18 protein-coding genes are annotated in these 19223 nt (G+C 64.3%); 9 read left to right on the top strand and 9 right to left on the bottom strand.

The genetic code is table 11. The annotated features are described in order from the left end of the window. Window positions 1–118: 118 nt before the first annotated feature. The 6 genes from NCS67_RS07950 to NCS67_RS07975 all read right to left on the bottom strand — a co-directional run bounded on the left by NCS67_RS07950 (window position 119) and on the right by NCS67_RS07975 (window position 8461). Complete coding sequence (locus NCS67_RS07950; protein WP_008341793.1) at window positions 119–1663, bottom strand: 2-isopropylmalate synthase; 1545 nt, start codon at window positions 1661–1663, stop codon at window positions 119–121. A gap of 357 nt (window positions 1664–2020) precedes the next feature. After that, complete coding sequence (locus tag NCS67_RS07955) at window positions 2021–2677, bottom strand: C40 family peptidase (RefSeq protein ID WP_008341795.1); 657 nt, start codon at window positions 2675–2677, stop codon at window positions 2021–2023. A 147-nt stretch (window positions 2678–2824) separates the two neighbouring features. After that, window positions 2825–4423: an ABC transporter ATP-binding protein gene (locus NCS67_RS07960; protein WP_034473896.1), complete on the bottom strand. Its 1599-nt coding sequence runs from the start codon at window positions 4421–4423 to the stop codon at window positions 2825–2827. Then, window positions 4420–5541: an ABC transporter permease gene (locus NCS67_RS07965; protein ID WP_502801851.1), complete on the bottom strand. Its 1122-nt coding sequence runs from the start codon at window positions 5539–5541 to the stop codon at window positions 4420–4422. The genes NCS67_RS07960 and NCS67_RS07965 overlap by 4 nt, the downstream gene beginning before the upstream one ends. A gap of 1 nt (window position 5542) precedes the next feature. After that, complete coding sequence (locus tag NCS67_RS07970; protein ID WP_008341800.1) at window positions 5543–6583, bottom strand: microcin C ABC transporter permease YejB; 1041 nt, start codon at window positions 6581–6583, stop codon at window positions 5543–5545. Window positions 6584–6595: 12 nt separating this feature from the next. After that, complete coding sequence (locus NCS67_RS07975; RefSeq protein ID WP_250434887.1) at window positions 6596–8461, bottom strand: extracellular solute-binding protein; 1866 nt, start codon at window positions 8459–8461, stop codon at window positions 6596–6598. Between the two features lie 240 nt (window positions 8462–8701). Between NCS67_RS07975 and fabI the strand changes: the two genes are divergently transcribed. Beyond that, on the top strand, window positions 8702–9499 hold the full coding sequence (gene fabI, locus NCS67_RS07980; protein WP_008341802.1) for an enoyl-ACP reductase FabI: 798 nt from the start codon (window positions 8702–8704) through the stop codon (window positions 9497–9499). A gap of 84 nt (window positions 9500–9583) precedes the next feature. Here the strand turns inward: fabI and NCS67_RS07985 are convergent, their stop codons facing one another. From NCS67_RS07985 to NCS67_RS07995, 3 genes are all read right to left on the bottom strand, one after another. After that, a complete protein-coding gene (locus NCS67_RS07985) occupies window positions 9584–9979 on the bottom strand; it encodes a hypothetical protein (protein ID WP_175982687.1) in 396 nt (131 codons plus the stop codon). Window positions 9980–10244: 265 nt separating this feature from the next. Then, window positions 10245–10595: a hypothetical protein gene (locus tag NCS67_RS07990; RefSeq protein ID WP_008341804.1), complete on the bottom strand. Its 351-nt coding sequence runs from the start codon at window positions 10593–10595 to the stop codon at window positions 10245–10247. Between the two features lie 188 nt (window positions 10596–10783). Beyond that, window positions 10784–12097 carry an MFS transporter gene (locus NCS67_RS07995; protein ID WP_175982688.1) on the bottom strand — a complete coding sequence of 438 codons (1314 nt, stop codon included), beginning with the start codon at window positions 12095–12097 and terminating at the stop codon, window positions 10784–10786. Window positions 12098–12239: 142 nt separating this feature from the next. On the opposite strand from NCS67_RS07995, the gene NCS67_RS08000 reads away from it, so the two are divergent. Genes NCS67_RS08000 through mdcH form a run of 8 tightly spaced genes read left to right on the top strand, consistent with a single transcriptional unit; the run spans window position 12240 to window position 19074 of the window. Beyond that, window positions 12240–13013, top strand: a complete 774-nt coding sequence (locus NCS67_RS08000; RefSeq protein ID WP_175982689.1) for a GntR family transcriptional regulator — start codon at window positions 12240–12242, stop codon at window positions 13011–13013. Further along, entirely contained in the window at window positions 13010–14671 is a 1662-nt protein-coding gene (gene mdcA / locus NCS67_RS08005; RefSeq protein ID WP_250434888.1) for a malonate decarboxylase subunit alpha, read from the top strand. The genes NCS67_RS08000 and mdcA overlap by 4 nt, the downstream gene beginning before the upstream one ends. Further along, a complete protein-coding gene (locus tag NCS67_RS08010; protein WP_250434889.1) occupies window positions 14671–15528 on the top strand; it encodes a triphosphoribosyl-dephospho-CoA synthase in 858 nt (285 codons plus the stop codon). The genes mdcA and NCS67_RS08010 overlap by 1 nt, the downstream gene beginning before the upstream one ends. A 13-nt stretch (window positions 15529–15541) precedes the next feature. Then, window positions 15542–15850: a malonate decarboxylase subunit delta gene (locus NCS67_RS08015; RefSeq protein ID WP_008341815.1), complete on the top strand. Its 309-nt coding sequence runs from the start codon at window positions 15542–15544 to the stop codon at window positions 15848–15850. Further along, window positions 15847–16689: a biotin-independent malonate decarboxylase subunit beta gene (locus NCS67_RS08020; RefSeq protein ID WP_250434891.1), complete on the top strand. Its 843-nt coding sequence runs from the start codon at window positions 15847–15849 to the stop codon at window positions 16687–16689. Before NCS67_RS08015 ends, NCS67_RS08020 begins: the two co-directional genes overlap by 4 nt. After that, complete coding sequence (mdcE, locus tag NCS67_RS08025; RefSeq protein WP_033535772.1) at window positions 16686–17501, top strand: biotin-independent malonate decarboxylase subunit gamma; 816 nt, start codon at window positions 16686–16688, stop codon at window positions 17499–17501. Before NCS67_RS08020 ends, mdcE begins: the two co-directional genes overlap by 4 nt. After that, window positions 17501–18142, top strand: a complete 642-nt coding sequence (locus tag NCS67_RS08030) for a malonate decarboxylase holo-ACP synthase (RefSeq protein ID WP_244807419.1) — start codon at window positions 17501–17503, stop codon at window positions 18140–18142. Before mdcE ends, NCS67_RS08030 begins: the two co-directional genes overlap by 1 nt. Then, window positions 18139–19074 carry a malonate decarboxylase subunit epsilon gene (gene mdcH, locus NCS67_RS08035; RefSeq protein ID WP_250434893.1) on the top strand — a complete coding sequence of 312 codons (936 nt, stop codon included), beginning with the start codon at window positions 18139–18141 and terminating at the stop codon, window positions 19072–19074. Before NCS67_RS08030 ends, mdcH begins: the two co-directional genes overlap by 4 nt. Window positions 19075–19223: the final 149 nt, after the last annotated feature.

Raw genomic sequence — 19223 nt, forward strand, 5'->3', positions numbered from 1 at the left:
GCTGAAAGGGCTGAGTCCTGTGATGTACAGAACTCAGCCCTTAGCGGCCTAGCCCAAAACTGTCCAACTTTGCGGGGTCAGTTCAGAAGAGGGCTTTTTTGCGTTTCGACCGATCGAATCAAAGCTGCGGATTGAGCTTTTCGACCTTCGAATGCAGCTTGTTCAACGCGGCGATGTACGCCTTCGCCGACGCCGCGACGATGTCCGGATCCGTGCCCACGCCGTTCACGATGCGACCGCTCTTCGACAGACGCACGGTGACTTCGCCCTGCGCCTGCGTGCCGGTCGTGATCGCGTTGACCGAATACAGCACGAGCTCCGCGCCGCTCTCGACCTTCGATTCGATCGCGTGCAGCGTCGCATCGACCGGACCGTTGCCGCGCGCTTCGCCCGTGACTTCGGTGCCTTCCACCGCGAACACGACCTTCGCTTGCGGCTGCTCGCCGGTTTCCGAATGCTGCTTCATCGACACGAAGCGGAAGTGCTCTTTCGCCTGCGCCTCGGCGGATTCCTCGGAGACGATCTGCATGATGTCTTCGTCGAAGATTTCGGCCTTGCGGTCGGCGAGATCCTTGAAGCGCGCGAATGCCGCGTTCACATCGGCTTCGGATTCGAGCGTCACGCCCAGTTCTTCCAGACGCTGCTTGAACGCATTTCGGCCCGACAGCTTGCCGAGCACGATCTTGTTCGCGCTCCAGCCCACGTCTTCCGCGCGCATGATTTCGTAGGTGTCGCGCGCCTTCAGCACGCCGTCCTGATGGATGCCCGAAGCGTGCGCGAACGCATTCGCCCCGACGACCGCCTTGTTCGGCTGCACGACGAAACCGGTGATCTGCGAGACGAGCTTCGAGGTCGGCACGATCTGCGTCGTGTCGATGCCCAGATCGAGGCCGAAGTAATCCTTGCGCGTCTTCACCGACATCACGATTTCTTCGAGCGACGTATTGCCCGCGCGCTCGCCCAGACCGTTGATCGTGCATTCGACCTGACGCGCGCCGCCGATCTGCACGCCCGCGAGCGAATTCGCGACCGCCATGCCGAGGTCGTCGTGGCAATGCACCGACCAGATCGCCTTGTCGGAGTTCGGCACGCGCTCGCGCAGCGTCTTGACGAGATTGCCGTAGAGCTCCGGCACGCCGTAGCCGACCGTATCCGCGATATTGATGGTGCGCGCGCCTTCGTCGATCACGGCTTCGAGCACGCGGCAGAGATAATCGATATCCGAGCGGCTGCCGTCTTCCGGCGAGAATTCGACATCATCCGTGAACTTGCGCGCGAAACGCACCGCGAGGCGCGCCTGGTCGTAGACCTGCTCCGGCGTCATGCGCAGCTTCTTCTCCATGTGCAGCGCCGACGTCGCGATGAACGTGTGGATACGGAACTGGCCGGCGGGCTTGAGCGCATCGGCGGCGCGCTGGATGTCCTTGTCGTTCGCGCGGGCGAGCGAGCAGACCGTGCTGTCCTTCACGAGCCCCGCGATGGTGTGGATCGCGTCGAAGTCGCCGTTCGAGCTGGCCGCGAAGCCCGCCTCGATCACGTCGACCTTCATGCGTTCCAGTTGCTTCGCGATGCGGATCTTCTCTTCCTTCGTCATCGACGCGCCGGGGGACTGCTCGCCATCGCGCAAGGTCGTGTCGAAGATGATCAACTTGTCTGCTGCCATGTTGGGCTCCTGTGGGGAGATTTATCGATTGTTGGAGATATCGAGACGAAACTCAAAAGGGAATTCGGGTGTTCGCGCCACCGCTGGCGTCGAAAACCTGAATGGACGAGCAGACGGGAGGCGTGAAGGATCAGCGCGGTAGGCGCGCTAGCAGCGATAGTGCGCGTAGCGACGCACTAGCCGGAAACAACGAGAAGGGGAACGTGAAAAAGTTCATTCAAAAACTATAACGACTTTTGATGACGTGTGCAATGAGGCTTTCCGATTGCGCCGATTGACTTTACCTCGCGCCCGAACGCAAAACAAAAAAGCCTGCGTCCGCAAAGGAGGCAGGCTTTTTTCGATGCCGACAGACGATCAGTAACCGCCGATCGACGCGCTCACGCGCTGGCGCAGTTCCGCGCCGTCGCCGACTTGCGCGTTCTCGATGCGACGCGCGCCCTGAAAACGCTTTTCCCAATAGCCGTCTTCCATGTCGTCGACACGGATCGTGCTGCCGGTCGACGGCGAATGCACGAACTTGTTGTCGCCGATATAGATGCCGACGTGGGAGAACGAGCGGCGCATCGTATTAAAGAACACGAGGTCGCCCGGCTTCAGGTCGGAGACGGTCACTTTCTCGCCGACCCGGCTCATTTCCTCGGCGCGGCGCGGCAAGGTCATGCCGAGCGTGTCCTGGAAAACGTAGCGGACAAAGCCGCTGCAATCGAGACCGGAATCCGGCGTGTTGCCGCCCCAGCGATAACGCACGCCGATCATGTTGAGCGCGCCGACGACGACGTCGCCCGCCTTGCTCGCCACGCCCGACAGAAACGACTTCGCGCCGCCCGGATTGCTGGCGGCGTCTGCGCTTGCTGCATCGCTGGATTTGCTGGAGAAAATGCCGTTGTTGGCATTTTGGCTGCTACTGCTGACTTCGTCGGCGAACGCGCCGGAAGTTGTTGTCATCAGAAGGCCGATTAACATGCTCGCGGCGGCGCGCGCACATGTCTGAGTCATCGTTAGTGGCTGCATCGGTCGGTAGGTTTTACAATTAAAAGCTGCTAAATCAGGGAGATACGTGAAAGTTTGGAGGGATACTAGCCATAAAGTATTTAACTGTCAAAAGAAATAGAAAAATACAATTGAGACGCGCACCCAATTGGCGAAAAAGAAAGATTTTTAGGAAACTAGCGATGCTTTCAGAAGCTTTCTTGTGTATTCGTCAGAAGGGTTCGCAAAAATCTTCTCTACTTCCCCCGACTCCACGACAAAACCATTCCGCATGACCGCCACGCGATGAGCCATCGCGCCGATCACCTGCAGGTCGTGACTTATGAAAACGTAACCAAGATTGTGCTTCTTCTGAATATCGGCCAGAAGCGCAAGCACTTGAGTTTGAATGGAAACATCGAGCGCGCTGGTCGGCTCGTCGAGGATCAGGATGCTCGGTTCGAGCACGAGCGCGCGCGCGATCGCAATGCGCTGGCGCTGTCCGCCGGAGAATTCGTGCGGATAGCGATCGAGCGCCGCGCGCTCCATGCCGACTTCGCGCAGCACGGCGATCACTTTCGCCCGTCGAGCGGCGGCATCGAGTTCCGGTCGATGCAGCGCGAGCCCTTCTCCGACGATGCGCTCCACCGTCTGCCGCGGCGAGAGCGAGCTGAACGGGTCCTGAAACACCACTTGCAAGTTCGAGCGCAGCACGGTTTTTTCGCGTCCGCGAAAATCGCTGATTGCGCGCCCCTGGAACTCCACCGCGCCATTCGAGATGCGCTGCAGGCCGAGTAGCGCCATCGCGAGCGTCGATTTCCCCGAACCCGATTCGCCGACGATGCCGAGCGTCTCGCCCTGGCGCACCGTCAGCGTGACGTCGTCGACGGCCTTGAAGCGGCCGCGCCGGAACCAGCCCGCGAAACCCGGCAGACGCGTCGGGTAATCGACGGACACATCCTTCGCATCGAGCAGCACCGGGGCGATGGGCAGCACCGGCAGCACGCTGCGCTTCGGCTTGCTCTCGATGAGCCGCTTCGTGTACGGATGCTGCGGCGACGCGAAAATGGCCTCCACCGTGCCGCTTTCGACGAGCACGCCCTTCTCCATCACCGCGACGCGCTCGGCGAAACGCCGCACGAGATTCAGGTCGTGCGTGATGAGCAGCACCGCCATGCCGCGCTTTTCGGCTTCATCGCGCTGAAGTTCGAGCAGCAACTCGACGATCTGCGCGCGGATCGTCACATCGAGCGCGGTGGTCGGCTCGTCGGCGAGCAGAAGCCGCGGCCGGCAGGCGAGCGCCATCGCGATCATCACGCGCTGACGCTGTCCGCCCGAAAGCTGATGCGGATAACTGTCCACGCGCCTTTCCGGCTCGGTGATCCCCGTACGCGCGAGCAGCGCAATCGCGCGTTTTCTCGCCTCGCGCGGGCTCGTGCCGTCGTGCAGGCGGATCGTCTCGCCGATCTGGTCCCCGACCGTGTAGAGCGGATTGAGCGCGGTCATCGGCTCCTGAAAGATCATCGCGATGTCGGAACCGCGCAGACCTCGGATCGCGCGTTCGCTTTTCGACAGCAATTCCTCGCCGTTGAAGCGGATCGATCCGCTCACTTCGGCCTCGTGCACGAGGCGCAACACCGACAGCGCCGTCACGCTCTTGCCCGAGCCCGATTCGCCGACGAGCGCCACACGCTCGCCCGCGCGAATGTCGAGATTGACGCCATCGACCGCGAGCGTGTCGCCGAAGCGCACGCGCAAGTCTTCGATCGAAAGTAGCGGCTCCGTCACTGCCCGCCTCCGGCTTTCACGGCATCGGAAATACGCGTATCGAGCGCGTTGCGCAAGGCGTCGCCCATGAAGGTCAGCAGGAGCAGCGTCGCGACGAGCACGCCGAACGTCGACAGCGAAATCCACCACGCGTCGAGATTGGCCTTGCCCTGCGCGAGCAACTCGCCGAGCGACGGCGTCGGCGACGGCACGCCGAGGCCGAGAAAATCGAGGCTCGTGAGCGCGAGAATCGCTCCGCTCATGCGAAACGGCAGGAACGTGATGACGGGCGTCAGGCTATTGGGCAAGACGTGCCGCCAGATGATCTGCCAGTTCGACAAACCCATCGCGCGCGCGGCGCGGACATAGTCCTGCGTGCGATTGCGCAGAAACTCCGCGCGCACGTAATCCGACAGGCCGATCCATCCGAACAGCGACAGCAGGATGATCAAAAGAATGAGACTCGGCTCGAATATCGACGCGAAGATGATCAGCAGATAAAGCTCCGGCAACGCGCTCCAGATTTCGATCAGGCGTTGCCCGGTGATATCGATCCTGCCGCCGAAGTAGCCCTGCACCGCGCCCGCGACGACACCGAGCACGGTGCCGATCGCCGTCAGCACGAGCGCGAACAGCACCGACACGCGAAAGCCGTAGACGAGGCGCGCGAACACGTCGCGGCCGCGATCGTCGGTGCCGAGCCAGTTCTCGCGCGACGGCGGCGCCGGGTTCGAGCCCTTCGAAAAATAGTTGAGCGTGTCGTAGTAGTAGTGATTCGGCGGATAGATCGCGAAGTTGCCGGGCGCGCTGAAGCGATCGCGCACGAACGGATCGAGATAATCGGCGGGCGTCGGAAAGTCGCCGCCGAAGGTCGTCTCCGCATACGTCTTCGCGAGCGGAAAGTAAATGTGGCCCTGATAGCGCACGACGAGCGGCTTGTCGTTCGACCACAGCGGCCCCGCGAGACTGATGACGAACGCCGCGATGAACACGATCAGGCTCCAGTATCCGAGCCTGTTTCGCTTGAAGCGCAGCCATACGCGCCGTCCTGGCGGCACCGATGCCGCGCCGCGCAGCGGTTGCGCATCGCTGCCGTTGGCACCGCGCCGTGACGATTCCGGTGAAGCGGCTCGATTCAAATCAGCGCTCCAGTTGTTCGAATTGAATGCGTGGATCGACCCAGACGTAACAGAGGTCCGAGATGAGCTTCGTCGCGAGGCCGATCAGCGTGAAGAGATAAAGCGTGCCGAGCACGACCGGATAGTCGCGCCGCACGACGGATTCGTACGAGAGCAGTCCGAGGCCGTCGAGCGAAAAGAGCGTCTCGATCAGCAGGCTGCCCGTAAAGAACGCGCCGATGAACGCCGCCGGAAAACCGACGATCAGCGGCAAGAGCGCGTTGCGGAATACGTGCTTCCACAGCACGCGCCGCTCACTCAAGCCTTTGGCGCGCGCGGTCAGCACATATTGCTTGCGGATTTCGTCGAGGAACGCGTTCTTCGTGAGCATCGTGACGACGGCGAAGCTGCCCACCACCGACGCCACGACCGGCAACGTGATGTGCCACAGATAATCGAGAATCTTGCCGCCGAGCGAGAGCGTCGCCCAGTTGTCGGACGTGAGATTGCGCAGCGGAAACAGTTGCCAGAACGTGCCGCCGCCGAACAGCACGAGCAGCAGCACGCCGAGCACGAAGCCCGGAATCGCAAAGCCGACGAGCACGATGAGACTCGTCGCGACATCGAACTTCGAGCCGTTCTTCACGGCTTTGGCGATGCCGAGCGGCACCGATATCAGATACGTGATGAAGAAGGTCCACAAGCCGATGCTGATCGACACCGGCAGCTTCGACACGATCAGCGACCACACGCTCTGATGCCTGAAATAACTCTCGCCGAGATCGAAGCGCGCGAACTTGCCGAGCATCAGAAAGTAGCGTTGCAGCGGCGGTTTGTCGAAGCCGTAGAGCTTCTTCAGTTGCTCGACCTGCTGCGCATCGACGCCCGTATGCGTGCGCAGCCCGAAGCCGCCGCCGCCTTCGGACTGTCCGCGCCGCAAGTCGTGCACCGCCTGTTCGACCGGACCGCCCGGCACGAACTGGATCACGACGAACGTGAGCGTCAACACGCCGATGAGCGTCGGGATCATCAAGAGAATGCGTTTAAGGATGTAGCTCCACATGGCGCGTCCTCGTTACTTCGCCGCGTGCGCGGCGGGCCCGGATTTGGCCCACCACGTCGATATGACCCACTCTTCCGCGCCGTAATACAGCGGCAGCGTCGACGGGTACGCCAGCGTATTCCGATACGCCACGCGATGCGTCGCCGAGTACCAGTGCGGCACCACATAGTAGCCGTTCATCAGCACGCGATCGAGCGCGTGCGTCGTGTCCACCAGTTGCTCGCGCGTCTGCGCGGAGATCACTTTCTGCAGGATCGCATCGACGGCCGGCGACTTCACGCCTGCGAGATTGTCGGAGCCCTGCTCGTCCGCGGACTTGCTGCCGAAGCGCGAAACCTGCTCGGTGCCCGGCACCTGCACGTCGGGCATGCGCACGCTCGTCATGTCGAAGTCGAACGCATCGAGACGTTTCTGGATCAACGCGTAATCGACGGTGCGAAAGTTCATCGTGATGCCGAGCTTCTGCAGATTGCGCCCGAACGCGGCCGCGACCGGCTCCATCGACGCGCCGCCGCCGGTGTCGTCGAGAATCTCGAAGACGAACGGCTCGCCCTTCGCGTTGCGCAGCGCGCCGTCGCGATACGTCCAGCCGGCCCGAGCGAGCAATTCGCGCGCCTTGATGAGATTGGCGCGCAGCGAGCCGGGCGGATCGGTGTCCGGCTGACGCGGCATCTCGCCGAACACGGAAGGATCGAGCTGCTTCTTCAGCGGGTTCAATATCGCGAGTTCGCCTTCGCTCGGCAATCCCTTCGCCTGCAGATCCGTGTTGACGAAAAAGCTGTCGATGCGCCTGTACTGATTGAAGAACAGTTGCCGGTTGAGCCACTCGAAATCGAGCGCGAGATCGAGCGCCTGACGCACGCGCACGTCCTTGAAGAGCGGCTTGCGCGTGTTCATGAAGAAGCCCTGCATGCCGGTGCCGTTGTGGTGCGGGAACTCGCGCTTGATGAGCTCGCCGCTGTCGAAGCGTTTGCCGATATCGCGCCGCACCCAACTGCGCGCGACGTACTCGACCAGCACGTCGTACTCGCCCGCCTTGAACGCTTCGAGGCGCGCGGTCGGATCGCCGTAAAGCTTGTAGTCGATGTGCGCGAAATTGAACGTGCCGACACGCACCGGCAGCGCCGCGCCCCAGTAATCCGGATTGCGCCGGTACGAGATCGTGCGGCCGTTGTCGTAACGATCGATCAGATACGGCCCGCTGCCGATGGGCTTCTGGAACGCGATCCTGTCGAACGGAATGCGCGTGCCGTCCGGCTTCATGCCCCACTTGCGCGAAAACACCGGAATGCCGCCCGCGAGCAGCGGCATCTCGCGCGTCGCGATCTTGAACTCGAAGCGGATCGTCTGCGGATCGACGATCACCGCGCGCGCGATCTGCCCGAAGTACACGGAGAACTGCGGCGCGGCAAGCGGACTCTTGAGCGTCTCGAACGAGAACTTCACGTCTTCCGCCGTGACCGGATCGCCGTTGGAAAAGCGCGCTTTCGGATTGATGTGGAAGGTGGTCGACATGCCATCGGGCGCGACGGAAATGTCATCGGCGAGCAGGCCGTAAGCGGTCGATACTTCGTCGGAACTGCCTGTCGTCAGGCTCTCGAACATCAGCGAAAGACCGGGCGCGGGATTGCCGCGCAACGTGAACGGATTGAACTTGTCGAAGCTCGTCAGCCGGTTCGGGTTCGCGAGGACGAGCGTGCCGTCGCGCGGCGCGTCGGGATTCACGTAATCGAAGTGTTTGAAACCGGCCGGGTATTTCGGCTCGCCGTATTGCGCGATGGCATGCACCGCGTAAGCCGGACCCGCGAGCCATGCAGCCGATGCGGCCAGCGACCAGGTCAGGACCAAGCGTGAGGCGCTGCATAAACGGATCGTCATGTGCCTCTGGGCGCGATTTGAGTGTGTGACGCGATGGAGTGACCCGGCCGGAAACCCGAAGCGCGAGCCGCGGGAATCTTAAGGCGAGGCATTGCGATGTGAGAGAATTCTACCCAAAATCACGCACCGCTCGGCCTGCGACCCAAGGGTTGTCGACTGGCCGATCGCGCCACGCACGACCCCGCGCGGCATCGGACAACCGGTGCGCGCCGCGACACTGACATCAAAGAAGGAGCATTCATGGGCTTTCTCGCTGGAAAACGAATTCTGCTGACGGGCCTGCTGTCCAACCGCTCGATCGCTTACGGCATCGCCGCGGCCTGCAAGCGCGAAGGCGCGGAACTGGCGTTCACGTATGTCGGCGAGCGCTTCAAGGAGCGCATCACCGAGTTCGCGACCGAGTTCGGCAGCGACATGGTCTATCCGTGCGACGTCGCCGACGACGCGCAAATCGATGCGCTGTTCGCGTCGCTGAAAGAACGCTGGGACTCGCTCGACGGCCTCGTGCACTCCATCGGCTTCGCGCCGCGCGAGGCGATCGCGGGCGATTTCCTCGACGGCATGACGCGCGAGAACTTCCGCGTTGCGCACGACATCTCCGCCTACAGCTTCCCCGCGCTCGCGAAAGCCGCGCTGCCGATGCTGAAAGACGGCTCGTCGCTGCTCACGCTGTCGTATCTCGGCGCCGAGCGCGCGCTGCCGAACTACAACACGATGGGCCTCGCGAAGGCATCGCTCGAGGCGAGCGTGCGTTACATGGCGGCGTCGCAGTCGCTCGGCGCCAAGGGCGTACGCGTCAACGCCATCTCGGCCGGCCCGATCAAGACGCTCGCGGCGAGCGGCATCAAGAGCTTCGGCAAGATTCTGAACTTCGTCGAACAGAATGCGCCGCTCAAGCGCAATGTGACGATCGAGCAAGTGGGCAATGTCGCCGCGTTCCTGCTGTCGGATCTGTCGAGCGGCATGAGCGCGGAAGTCGTCCACGTCGATGCCGGATTCCATGCGGTCGTCGGCGGAATGGGCGGCGACGCGGAATAAGCGCCCGTTCGCAGCTGCAAAACGAAGCGCCGCTCACTTCAGGTGAGCGGCGCTTTTTATTTGCCGCGATGACCGCGCCCTGCCTCAACGATAGCCGTGCGGGCCGCCATGTCCGTTGCCGTGCCCGTTGCCATGTCCGTAACCGTGCCCCGGCGGCGGACCATGCGGGCGCGGCGGAGGCGGCGGACGGCCGTGCCCGTAATGACGATAGTAGTCGTTGCGGCTCCAATAGCGTCGGCCGTCCCAGTACCGGCTGCCATGCCAGCCGATGACGACCGGCGGCGCGTACATCGGCGCGGGCTGATAGACGACGGGCGGCGGAGGCGGTGCATAGACCGGCGTCGGCGCGACGTAGACCGGCGCCGGAATGCCGATATTCACGCCGACATGAACATCCGCCGCGCGCGCGATGCCCGTCACGCTCAGCGCCGCCATGGTCAGCACACCGGCCACGATTCGTCCCGAGAACTTCTTTTTCATATGCAACCGGACCTCGCTTTGTACTTGTTCGCTTGCGCCCAAATATAACGAAAACCTTTCGACGCAATATTTCAGCTTTGTAAGTTATTGCCTGCTCGCGCTTTACGTCTGGAGAAACCTTACCTTTTGTTACATCGCGCGGGTGAGAATTCGCGGCGTTGTTGTTTTACTGGGAATTCGCCCTTCCACGTTCAAGCGGCAACAAAAAAGCCACCCGTGACGAACGAGTGGCTTTCGGCGACGGACGCCGGGCGGCGCGGGACGATCAACGCCAGCCGTTGTGACGGCCGTGGTCATGGCCGTCGTGATCGTGGCCGCGGCCATGATCGTAGTGGCGATAGTAATCGTCGCGATCCCAGTAGCGACGGCCATCCCAGTAACGATCGCCATGCCAGCCGACCACGATGGCCGGCTGCACGTAGACAGGCGCCGGAGGCGGCGCGTACACGACGGGCGGCGGAGGCGGCGCATAGACCGGCTCGGGCGCGACGTACACGGGCGCGGGCACCCCGATGTTCACGCCCACGGACACACCCGCATTGGCCGCGCCGGACACCATCAGACCGCCGAACATCACGGCGCCAGCCAGCACGGAAGCCTTCGATACCTTGTTCATGTAAAGCCCCACCCCGATGGGTTGTTTGTTGTGTTGACCGGACTATATCGGACGGATGCCGCATCGAGTGTTCGACTTCGTAACCTGCTATTACTGAGGAAAAACTTACGAAAAGTAAGCTCGTGCAGATGGAAAAACGGCGGCCCTCGCATCGCGAAGATCGCCGTTCGTGAGAGGCGCAGCGAAGATCAGTTCGGCAGTTCCTGGCCTTTGGTTTCCGGCGCGAGCGGGATCACCGCGAGACCGATGAGAAACGCAATCGCGGTAATGGCAATCGGCACGCCGAGCGTCTTCATGTTGAGCACCATCGCGCCGATGCCGAAGTTCACGATCGCGCCGAAGAAGCGCCCGACCGACGTGCAGAACGCGAAGGCCGTCGCACGCACGCGGGTTTCGAACTGCTCGGGCAGCCACAGCGAAAAGAGCGCGAAGTTGCCGCCGAAGAAGCCCAGCACGACGAGCAGCGCGATGAACGGCACCAGCCCGTTCGGCAGATAGAACGCCCAGCCGAACGCGAGCGCGATCGACGCTGCCATGCCGACGAAATACACCGCGAGCGTCTTTCTGCGGCCGATCTTTTCGGCCATCGGCGGCAGCGCGAGACAGCCGACGATCGTGCCGATCGAAAGCAGCCCCGTCGCGATCGACGCCATGCGCGCGGCATCGTGCTTGTCCATGCCCGCCTTCGTCGCGAGCTGAACGACCGCCGACGGTTCATACACCGCGCCCGCCCACAAGCCGATGATCGCCACCGTCAGCAGCACGGCCGCGACGATCGTCCGCTTGCGATATTGCGCATTGAAGATCGCCTTCAGCGAACTCTCGTGCTTGACGTGCGGATGAGCGGTTTCGGCGCGTTCCCACTTGTCGGTTTCCTTCACGCGCAGGAGCACCATGATCGACACGACGACCGGAAACAGGCCGACGAGAAACATCGCGCGCCAGCCGAACGTCGCGCCGATCGTGTAATTGAGCGCGGCGGCGAGGAAGAAGCCCGCGTAGTAGCCGGTCTGCAGATAACCCGCGCCCATCTTCCGGCGATCTTCCGGCCACGCTTCCGCGACATACGTGCCCGCGAGCGCCCATTCACCGCCGATCCCCACGCCCGCGCAAAACCGATAGAAGCCGAGCTCCCACACGTTATGCGCGGTCGCCGCGAGGCCGGTGAAGATCGCGAACGTGAAGATGGTCGCCGCGAGCACTTTGGTGCGTCCGAAACGGTCGGCGAGCGGTCCCCAGATGAACGACAGTCCCCATCCGACGAGAAAGAGCGCGAAGAGAATTGAGCCCGCAAGCCCGATGTTCGCCGGCGTCGCATCATAGCCCGAACGCGGCAGCAATTCGGTGAGCGCCGGCGCGAGCACGAGCGCGTAGATGAACGAATCCATTCCGTCGAGCGTCCAGCCGGCCCACGCACCCCAGAAACCGGTGATCTGCGACCGGTTGAGCGGTGTCTTCGTGGCGCGCGTGGCGCTTATCTGTCGATCCAGCGTGCTGGGCATGGCCATGTCTCCAAAGGAATTAGCGACGCGCCGGTTAAAAATGTTTGTTATGGCGTCTAGGGAAAGCACCGAAGTACGGTGTGCATTTTTATATATAATATTTGAACATCGACACACGACAAGTCCGCACTTTCACCTAGCCATGCCGACAGATCTCTCAGCCGGATCGACTCCGGCCTCATTTCGCGACGCGCAGTTCGAACCGCGCCAGAGCACGTCGCGCTTCATCGCGGATGCGCTGCGCGCCGCCATCGTCGATGGCTCGCTGTTGCCGGGCGAGCCGCTGCGGCAGGACGCGATCGCCCGGCAGTTTTCGGTCAGCGCCATTCCGGTGCGAGAAGCGTTCCGCCAGCTCGAAAGCGAAGGCTGGGTGACAATCGAGCCGAATCGCGGCGCGGCCGTCAGTCTGCAATCGGCCGACGAGGCGCGCGAGATCTACGAGATTCGCGCATCGCTCGAAAGTCTCGCGATCGGCATTGCGATCGCGCATCACACGCCCGCAACGCTTGCCGACGCGAAACGCCTGCTCGAAGCCGCCGAGAACGAGCCCGATCCGACGCTCTACGTCGTGCGCAACGAGCAGTTCCACATGGCGCTCTACGCGCCCGCCGACCGTCCTCGGCTGATGGAGCTGATCGGCCAGATGCATCGGCGCGGCGAACGCTATCTGCGGCTGAAGCTCGGTCTGCCGATCCACAAGGATTCATCCGATGCCGAGCACCGCGCGATCTTCGATGCCCTCGCCGCGCGCGATATCGAACAGGCGCAGACGCTCGTCGCGCGCCATCTGCTCGCGACGGGCGAACTGCTCTACCGCTTTCTCGCCGATGCCCAGGCGCTCGCGCACTCGAGCCACGTCAAGAAGAAGAAACGCCGCGCATCTTCCCGATCGAATTCCGTCAAGGCTGACCAATGAACGACGTCATCGCTAAAACCCGCAACTGGAACACGCGCGCGCAGGAAAAAGCGCGGCGTCTTAAGCTGATCGAGCCGTGGATGAACGGCTCCGTGCTCGATGCCGCGCACATCGTCGATGCGTTGAGTGCGCTCATCGTCACCGGCGACCGAGTCGCGCTCGAAGGCAACAATCAGAAGCAGGCGGACTTTCTCTCGCGCGCATTCGCGAAGCTCGATCCGGATCGCGTTCACGACATCCATCTGCTGATCTCGAGCATCAGCCGTCCCGAGCATCTCGCGCTCTTCGAGCAAGGCATCGCGCACAAGGTCGATTTCGCGTTCGCCGGGCCGCAAAGCCTGCGCGTCGCGCAACTGCTCGAAGACGGCATGCTGGAGATCGGCGCGATCTATACGTACATCGAACTGTATGCGCGCATGTTCATCGACTTGACGCCGCAGGTCGCGCTCGTGTGCGCGGCGCAGGCGGACCGGCACGGCAATCTGTACACGGGCGCCAACACCGAGGACACGCCGACGATCGTCGAAGCCACCGCGTTCCGGCATGGCATCGTGGTCGCGCAGGTGAACGAAATCGTCGACGAACTGCCGCGCGTCGATATTCCCGGCTCGTGGGTCGATGTCGTCGTCGAGGCCGATCGTCCGTTCGCCGTGGAGCCGCTTTTCACGCGCGATCCGCGTCACATCGGCGAATTGCAGATTCTCATGGCGATGATGACGATCCGCGGCATCTACGAGCGCTATGGCGTCAAGGCGCTCAATCACGGCATCGGCTTCGATACGGCCGCGATCGAACTGCTGTTGCCGACATACGGCGAGAAGCTCGGCCTCAAAGGAAAGATCTGCACGAACTGGGCGCTCAATCCGCATCCGACGCTGATTCCCGCGATCGAATCCGGCTGGGTGGACAGCGTGCATTGCTTCGGCAGCGAAGTCGGCATGGAGGACTACATCGCGGCGCGCTCCGATGTGTTCTTCACCGGCCGCGACGGCAGCCTGCGCTCGAATCGCGTGTTCTGCCAGCTCGCGGGGCAATACGGTGTCGATCTCTTCATCGGCTCGACCTTGCAGATGGACGCCGACGCGAATTCGTCGACGGTCACGCTCGGGCGGCTCGCGGGCTTCGGCGGCGCGCCGAACATGGGACACGATCCGCGCGGCCGGCGTCATTCGAGCGAAGCGTGGCTGAAGCTCCTGAAGGACGACGGCCCGAATCCGAAGATCGCGCGCGGGCACAAGCTCGTCGTGCAGACGGCCGAGACGTACAAGAAAGGCGGCGAGCCGACCATCGTCGATGCGCTCGACGCGATTGCCGTCGGCGAGAAAAGCGGCATGCCGATCGCGCCCGTGATGATCTACGGCGACGATGTCACGCACGTCGTGACGGAAGAAGGCATCGCGTATCTGCACGCGGCCGAAGGCGTCGACGAGCGCCGCGCCGCGCTCGCGGCGGTCGCGGGCGTGACGCCGATCGGCATGCGCGCCGATCCCGCGAAGACGGCGGAATTGAGACGGCGCGGCATCGTCGCGTATCCGGAAGATCTGGGCGTGCGGCGCGGCGAAGCCAAGCGCTCGCTGCTCGCGGCGCGCAGCATCGACGATCTCGTCGCGTGGTCGGGCGGCTTGTACGCGCCGCCCGCGCGCTTCCGGAGCTGGTGATGAAGCCGGCTCTTCGCGATCTTGCGCGCGCGGTCGCGTCGCCGCCGCTCATCGCGCAATGCGCCGTCGATGCGCTGATCGCCGAGGCGCGTCTCACGCCGAAGCCCGCACTCGTCGATGAACGCGGCAGCGGCGCGCATCGCGATCTCGATCTGGACACGATGCTGCGTTCCGCTCGCGCCCTGCATCCGACGTTTCTCGCGATCGCGCGCGCGGCGTCGCACGCGGAGCCGTCGCAGATCTTGCGCGAGCAACTGGCGCGCATCGGCCGCGAAGGCGAATCCGCGATGATGCGCGCAACCGATGGCAGCAACGCGCATCGCGGCGCGATCTGGATCATCGGTTTGCTGTGCGCGGGCGCGGCGATGCAAGCGCCCGACGACAGCGGCGCGATCTGCTTTTCGGCGGCGAAGATCGCCCGTTTCGACGATCGCTACGCGCCGCTAACGGCAACGAAGAGCCACGGTGCGCGCGTCAGCGAACGCTATCGCGTGGCGGGCGCACGCGGCGAAGCGCGCGATGGTTTTCCGCACGCGCGGCTCGTCGGCCTGTCCGCGCTGGACGCCGCGCGCGCACGCGGACTCGCCGAATCCGACGCGCGGCTCGATGCGCTCGTCGCGATCATCGCGTCGCTGGACGATACGTGTCTTCTGCATCGCGGCGGAATGCCCGCGCTCGAAGCAGCGCAACGCGGCGCGCGCGATGTGATCGCTTGCGGCGGAGCGGCGAGCGTCGCGGGCCGTCGCGCGCTCGAGGCGCTTCACGAAGAACTGATGAAGCTGAACGCATCGCCCGGCGGCGCGGCCGACCTGCTCGCGGCGACACTCTTTCTCGACAGTCTCAGGCGCTTGCCCTGAAGAGGAACGAACGATGGAAAACATGCGATACGAATATCCGGCCAAACGGCCCGTCACGCGCCGCGCGCACGTGGGCGTCGTCGGCTCGGGCGATCTCGAAGTGCTGCTTTCGCCGTCACAAAGTGCGAACGCGGAAGTGGTGATCCGCACGAGCGTCGATGGCTACGGCCATGTCTGGAAAAGCGTGCTCGACCGCTTCTTCCAGCGCTACGACGGCGCGGCGAAAATCGAACTGAACGATTTCGGCGCGACGCCCGGCGTCGTCATGCTGCGACTCAACGAAGCCGTCGAAGCAAGCGAAAGCGAAGGAGACACGCCATGAACGCGCACGACACGTTTCTCGCGCGGCACAGCTTCATCGAAATGACGGCGCGCGAACGCGCGCACGCGCTGCTCGACCAAGGCACGTTCCGCGAACTGCTCGGCCCGTTCGACCGCATCGAATCGCCGTGGCTCGCGATGCAGAACATCGTCTGCCAGGCGGATGACGGCGCGGTCATCGCACGCGGCATGCTCGGCGGCGAACCGGCGGTGATCGCCGCGATCGAGCCGGCGTTTCAGGGCGGCAGCATCGGCGAAGTATCCGGCGCGAAGATCGCCGCCGCGCTCGAAATGGCCTTGAGCGAATTCGAAGCCGGGCGCGCGATCCGTCCCGTCGTGCTGTTCGAAACCGGCGGCGTGCGTCTGCAGGAAGCGAATCTCGGGCTCGCGGCCATCGCCGAAATTCAGGCGGCGATCGTCGCGCTGCGGGCTCATGTGCCTGTCGTCGGGGTGATCGGCGGGATGGTCGGCTGCTTCGGCGGCATGTCGCTCGCGGCCGCGCTCTGTACCGAGCTGGTGATGACGCGGCAGGCGCGCCTCGGCATGAACGGGCCGGAGGTGATCGAGCAGGAAGCGGGCATCGAGGAACTCGATTCGGGCGACCGGCGCCTCATCTGGTCGATGATCGGCGGCGAGGAACGCGTCGCGGTCGGTCTTGCGGACACGCTCGTCGAAGACGATACCGAGCAGGTGCGCGACGCCGTGCTCGCGGCGTTCAGGCGCGGCGTGCCGCCGCGGCATCGCACGGAGAACGTGGATGGCTTCATCGCGCGGCTTGCCGACGTGAACCCCGACGCCATCGATCCCGACACCTTGCGCAAACTGTGGGGCGCATCATGACCGACACACTTTCCCGCGGCGAGCGCTGGCTCGACGCGCTGACTTCTGCGTCGACGCAATCGGAGCGCGGGCCGATCCGCGTGCGCGAAGGCGCTCTCGATGGCGAACGCGCGAGCTTCTTTGCCGTCGTGCCCGATCCGCAGAACCGCTTCCCGCGCGCGACCGATAACGTCGTCGGCCTCGAACAGGGCTGGCTGCTCGCACGCGCCGTGCGCGAAACGATCGACGCCGATCGCGATGCCGGGGTGAAGCGCGCCATCGTCGCCGTCGTCGATGTGAAGAGCCAGGCGTACGGACGTCGCGAAGAACTGCTCGGCATTCATCTCGCGTGCGCCGCCGCCGTCGATGCCTACGCGAGCGCGCGGCTCGCGGGCCATCCGGTGATCGCGCTGATCGTCGGACCGGCGATGTCGGGCGCGTATCTCGCGCACGGCTATCAGGCGAATCGCATCGTCGCGCTCGACGCGCCCGGCACGGCCGTCCACGCGATGGGCAAGGAAGCCGCCGCGCGCGTTACGCGGCGCAGCGTCGAAAGCCTCGACGCGCTCGGCGACGCGGTCCTGCCGATGTCGTACAAGATGAGCGCCTACGCGAAGCTCGGCTTGCTGCACGAGCTGATCGAAGGCGTCGACGCCGACGCGCCCTCTTCCGCCGACATCGAGCGCGTGAAGGCATCGCTCGCGGCGGCGGTGAAGGATGCGCGCAACGGTCCGCGCGATCTGTCGAACCGGCTCGCTTCCGCCGATGCGAAACGCACGCGCGCCGCATCGATCGAGGTGCGCAGGCGCATGCGCGAGCAGTGGAGCGTTTGATGGACCGCGTGATGGAGCGCGCGCCGCGTCCGCACGATTTGCTGCGGATCGCGCCCGGGACGGCCGCCTTTGACAACGCGCCGGCGTGGGTCGCCGCGTCGCTCGCGCGCGCGCCGTTCGTCGTCGTGCGGCGCGCACCGCGCATCGGCGCTGCGATTCCCGTCGGCGTGCGCGGAATGGCGCGCGGCGAACGCTTCGGCGCGTGGATCGAGACGCGTCACATCGACGCGATGCTCACGCCCGAAGCGCTGCGCACGCGCGCGCCGGATCCGGCGCGTCGCGACCTGCCCGCGTTCGCGTTGTTGCGCGCGGTCGCGCCGATCATCGACGGATGCGGTCTCGAATGGGGCCCGGCCGGCAGCGCGGGCTTCGAGCTCGCGTGCGCGATGCCGGCGATCACGCGCGACAGCGACCTCGATATCGTCGTGCGCGCGCCGACGCCCTTGCCCCGCGAAGACGCATCGGCGCTCTTCGATGCGCTCTCGCAAGCGGCGCAGAAGGAAGACACGCGCATCGACGTGCAGATCGAAACATGCGACGCGGCTTTCTCGCTCGCGGAGTTCGCGCGCGTCGGACTACGCGTCATGCTGCGGCACGCCGACGGCCCGCGCCTCGTCGCGAATCCGTGGGCAGCGGCATGATCGCGTACCTCTTTCCCGGACAGGGCGCGCAAGCGCCGGGCTTTCTGCATCGGCTCGGCGGCGGCGAGCCGCATCCGGCGATCGTCCGCACGCTCGACGAAGCATCCGATGTGCTCGGCGCGGACGTCCGCGATCTCGACAGCGCCGACGCGCTCAAATCGACCGTCGCCGTGCAGATTTCGCTCGTCGTCGCGGGCGTGGCCGCGGCGCGCGCGCTCGTGGAGGAAGGCGTCGAGCCGGAAGCCGTCGCGGGCTTGTCGGTCGGGGCGTTCGGCGCGGCGGTCGTGTGCGGCGCGATTCGCTTCGACAATGCGCTCGAACTCGTGCGCCTGCGCGCCAGGCTGATGGAAGACGCGTATCCGAGCGGCTACGGCATGCTCGCCGTGCTCGGGCTCAACGAAAGCGAGATCGCCCGCGCGATCGCCGATTGCGGCGCCGACGCCTACATCGGCAATCTGAACGCGCCGCGTCAAATCGTCCTTTCGGGCAGCGACGCCGCGCTCGCGCAAGTCCGCGACATCGCCCTGTCGCGCGGCGCGCGGCGCGCCGAACGGCTGTGCGTGAGCGTGCCCTCGCATTGCGTGCTGCTGGAAAGCGCCGCGCAACGGCTCGGCGAAGCGGCGAGCAAGGTGCGGATCGAGGCGCCGCGCATCGCCTACATCGGCAATCGCGGCGCGCGCGTGCTGCGTCGCGCCGACGCCATTCGCGAAGACCTCGCCACCAATCTGCGCTATCCGGTGCGCTGGCACGAATCGACGATCGCGCTCGCCGAACTCGGCGCGAAGGTGTTCGTCGAGATGCCGCCGGGACAGACGCTCACGCAGCTTGCCGCCGAAGCCTTGCCGGACGCGGCTTCGATCGCGATGGACACCGCACCCGCCGCATCCGTCGCCGCACGCGTGCGCGCCGCCTGCAAGCGCGCGACCGATTGATTCGCGTTCCGTGCGCGACTGATGCACGGTTTCCGCTGGCGTTTTCATCTTTTTTGCCGACAAAATCGGAATTTTCGAATAGCTTACGAATCGACTGTCATTAGCATTTCGCTGCGTTCGCGCAATCTGCGCAGAACGACGATCACAAC

Source organism: Caballeronia sp. ATUFL_F2_KS9A (assembly GCF_023630765.1).
Lineage (GTDB): Bacteria > Pseudomonadota > Gammaproteobacteria > Burkholderiales > Burkholderiaceae > Caballeronia > Caballeronia zhejiangensis.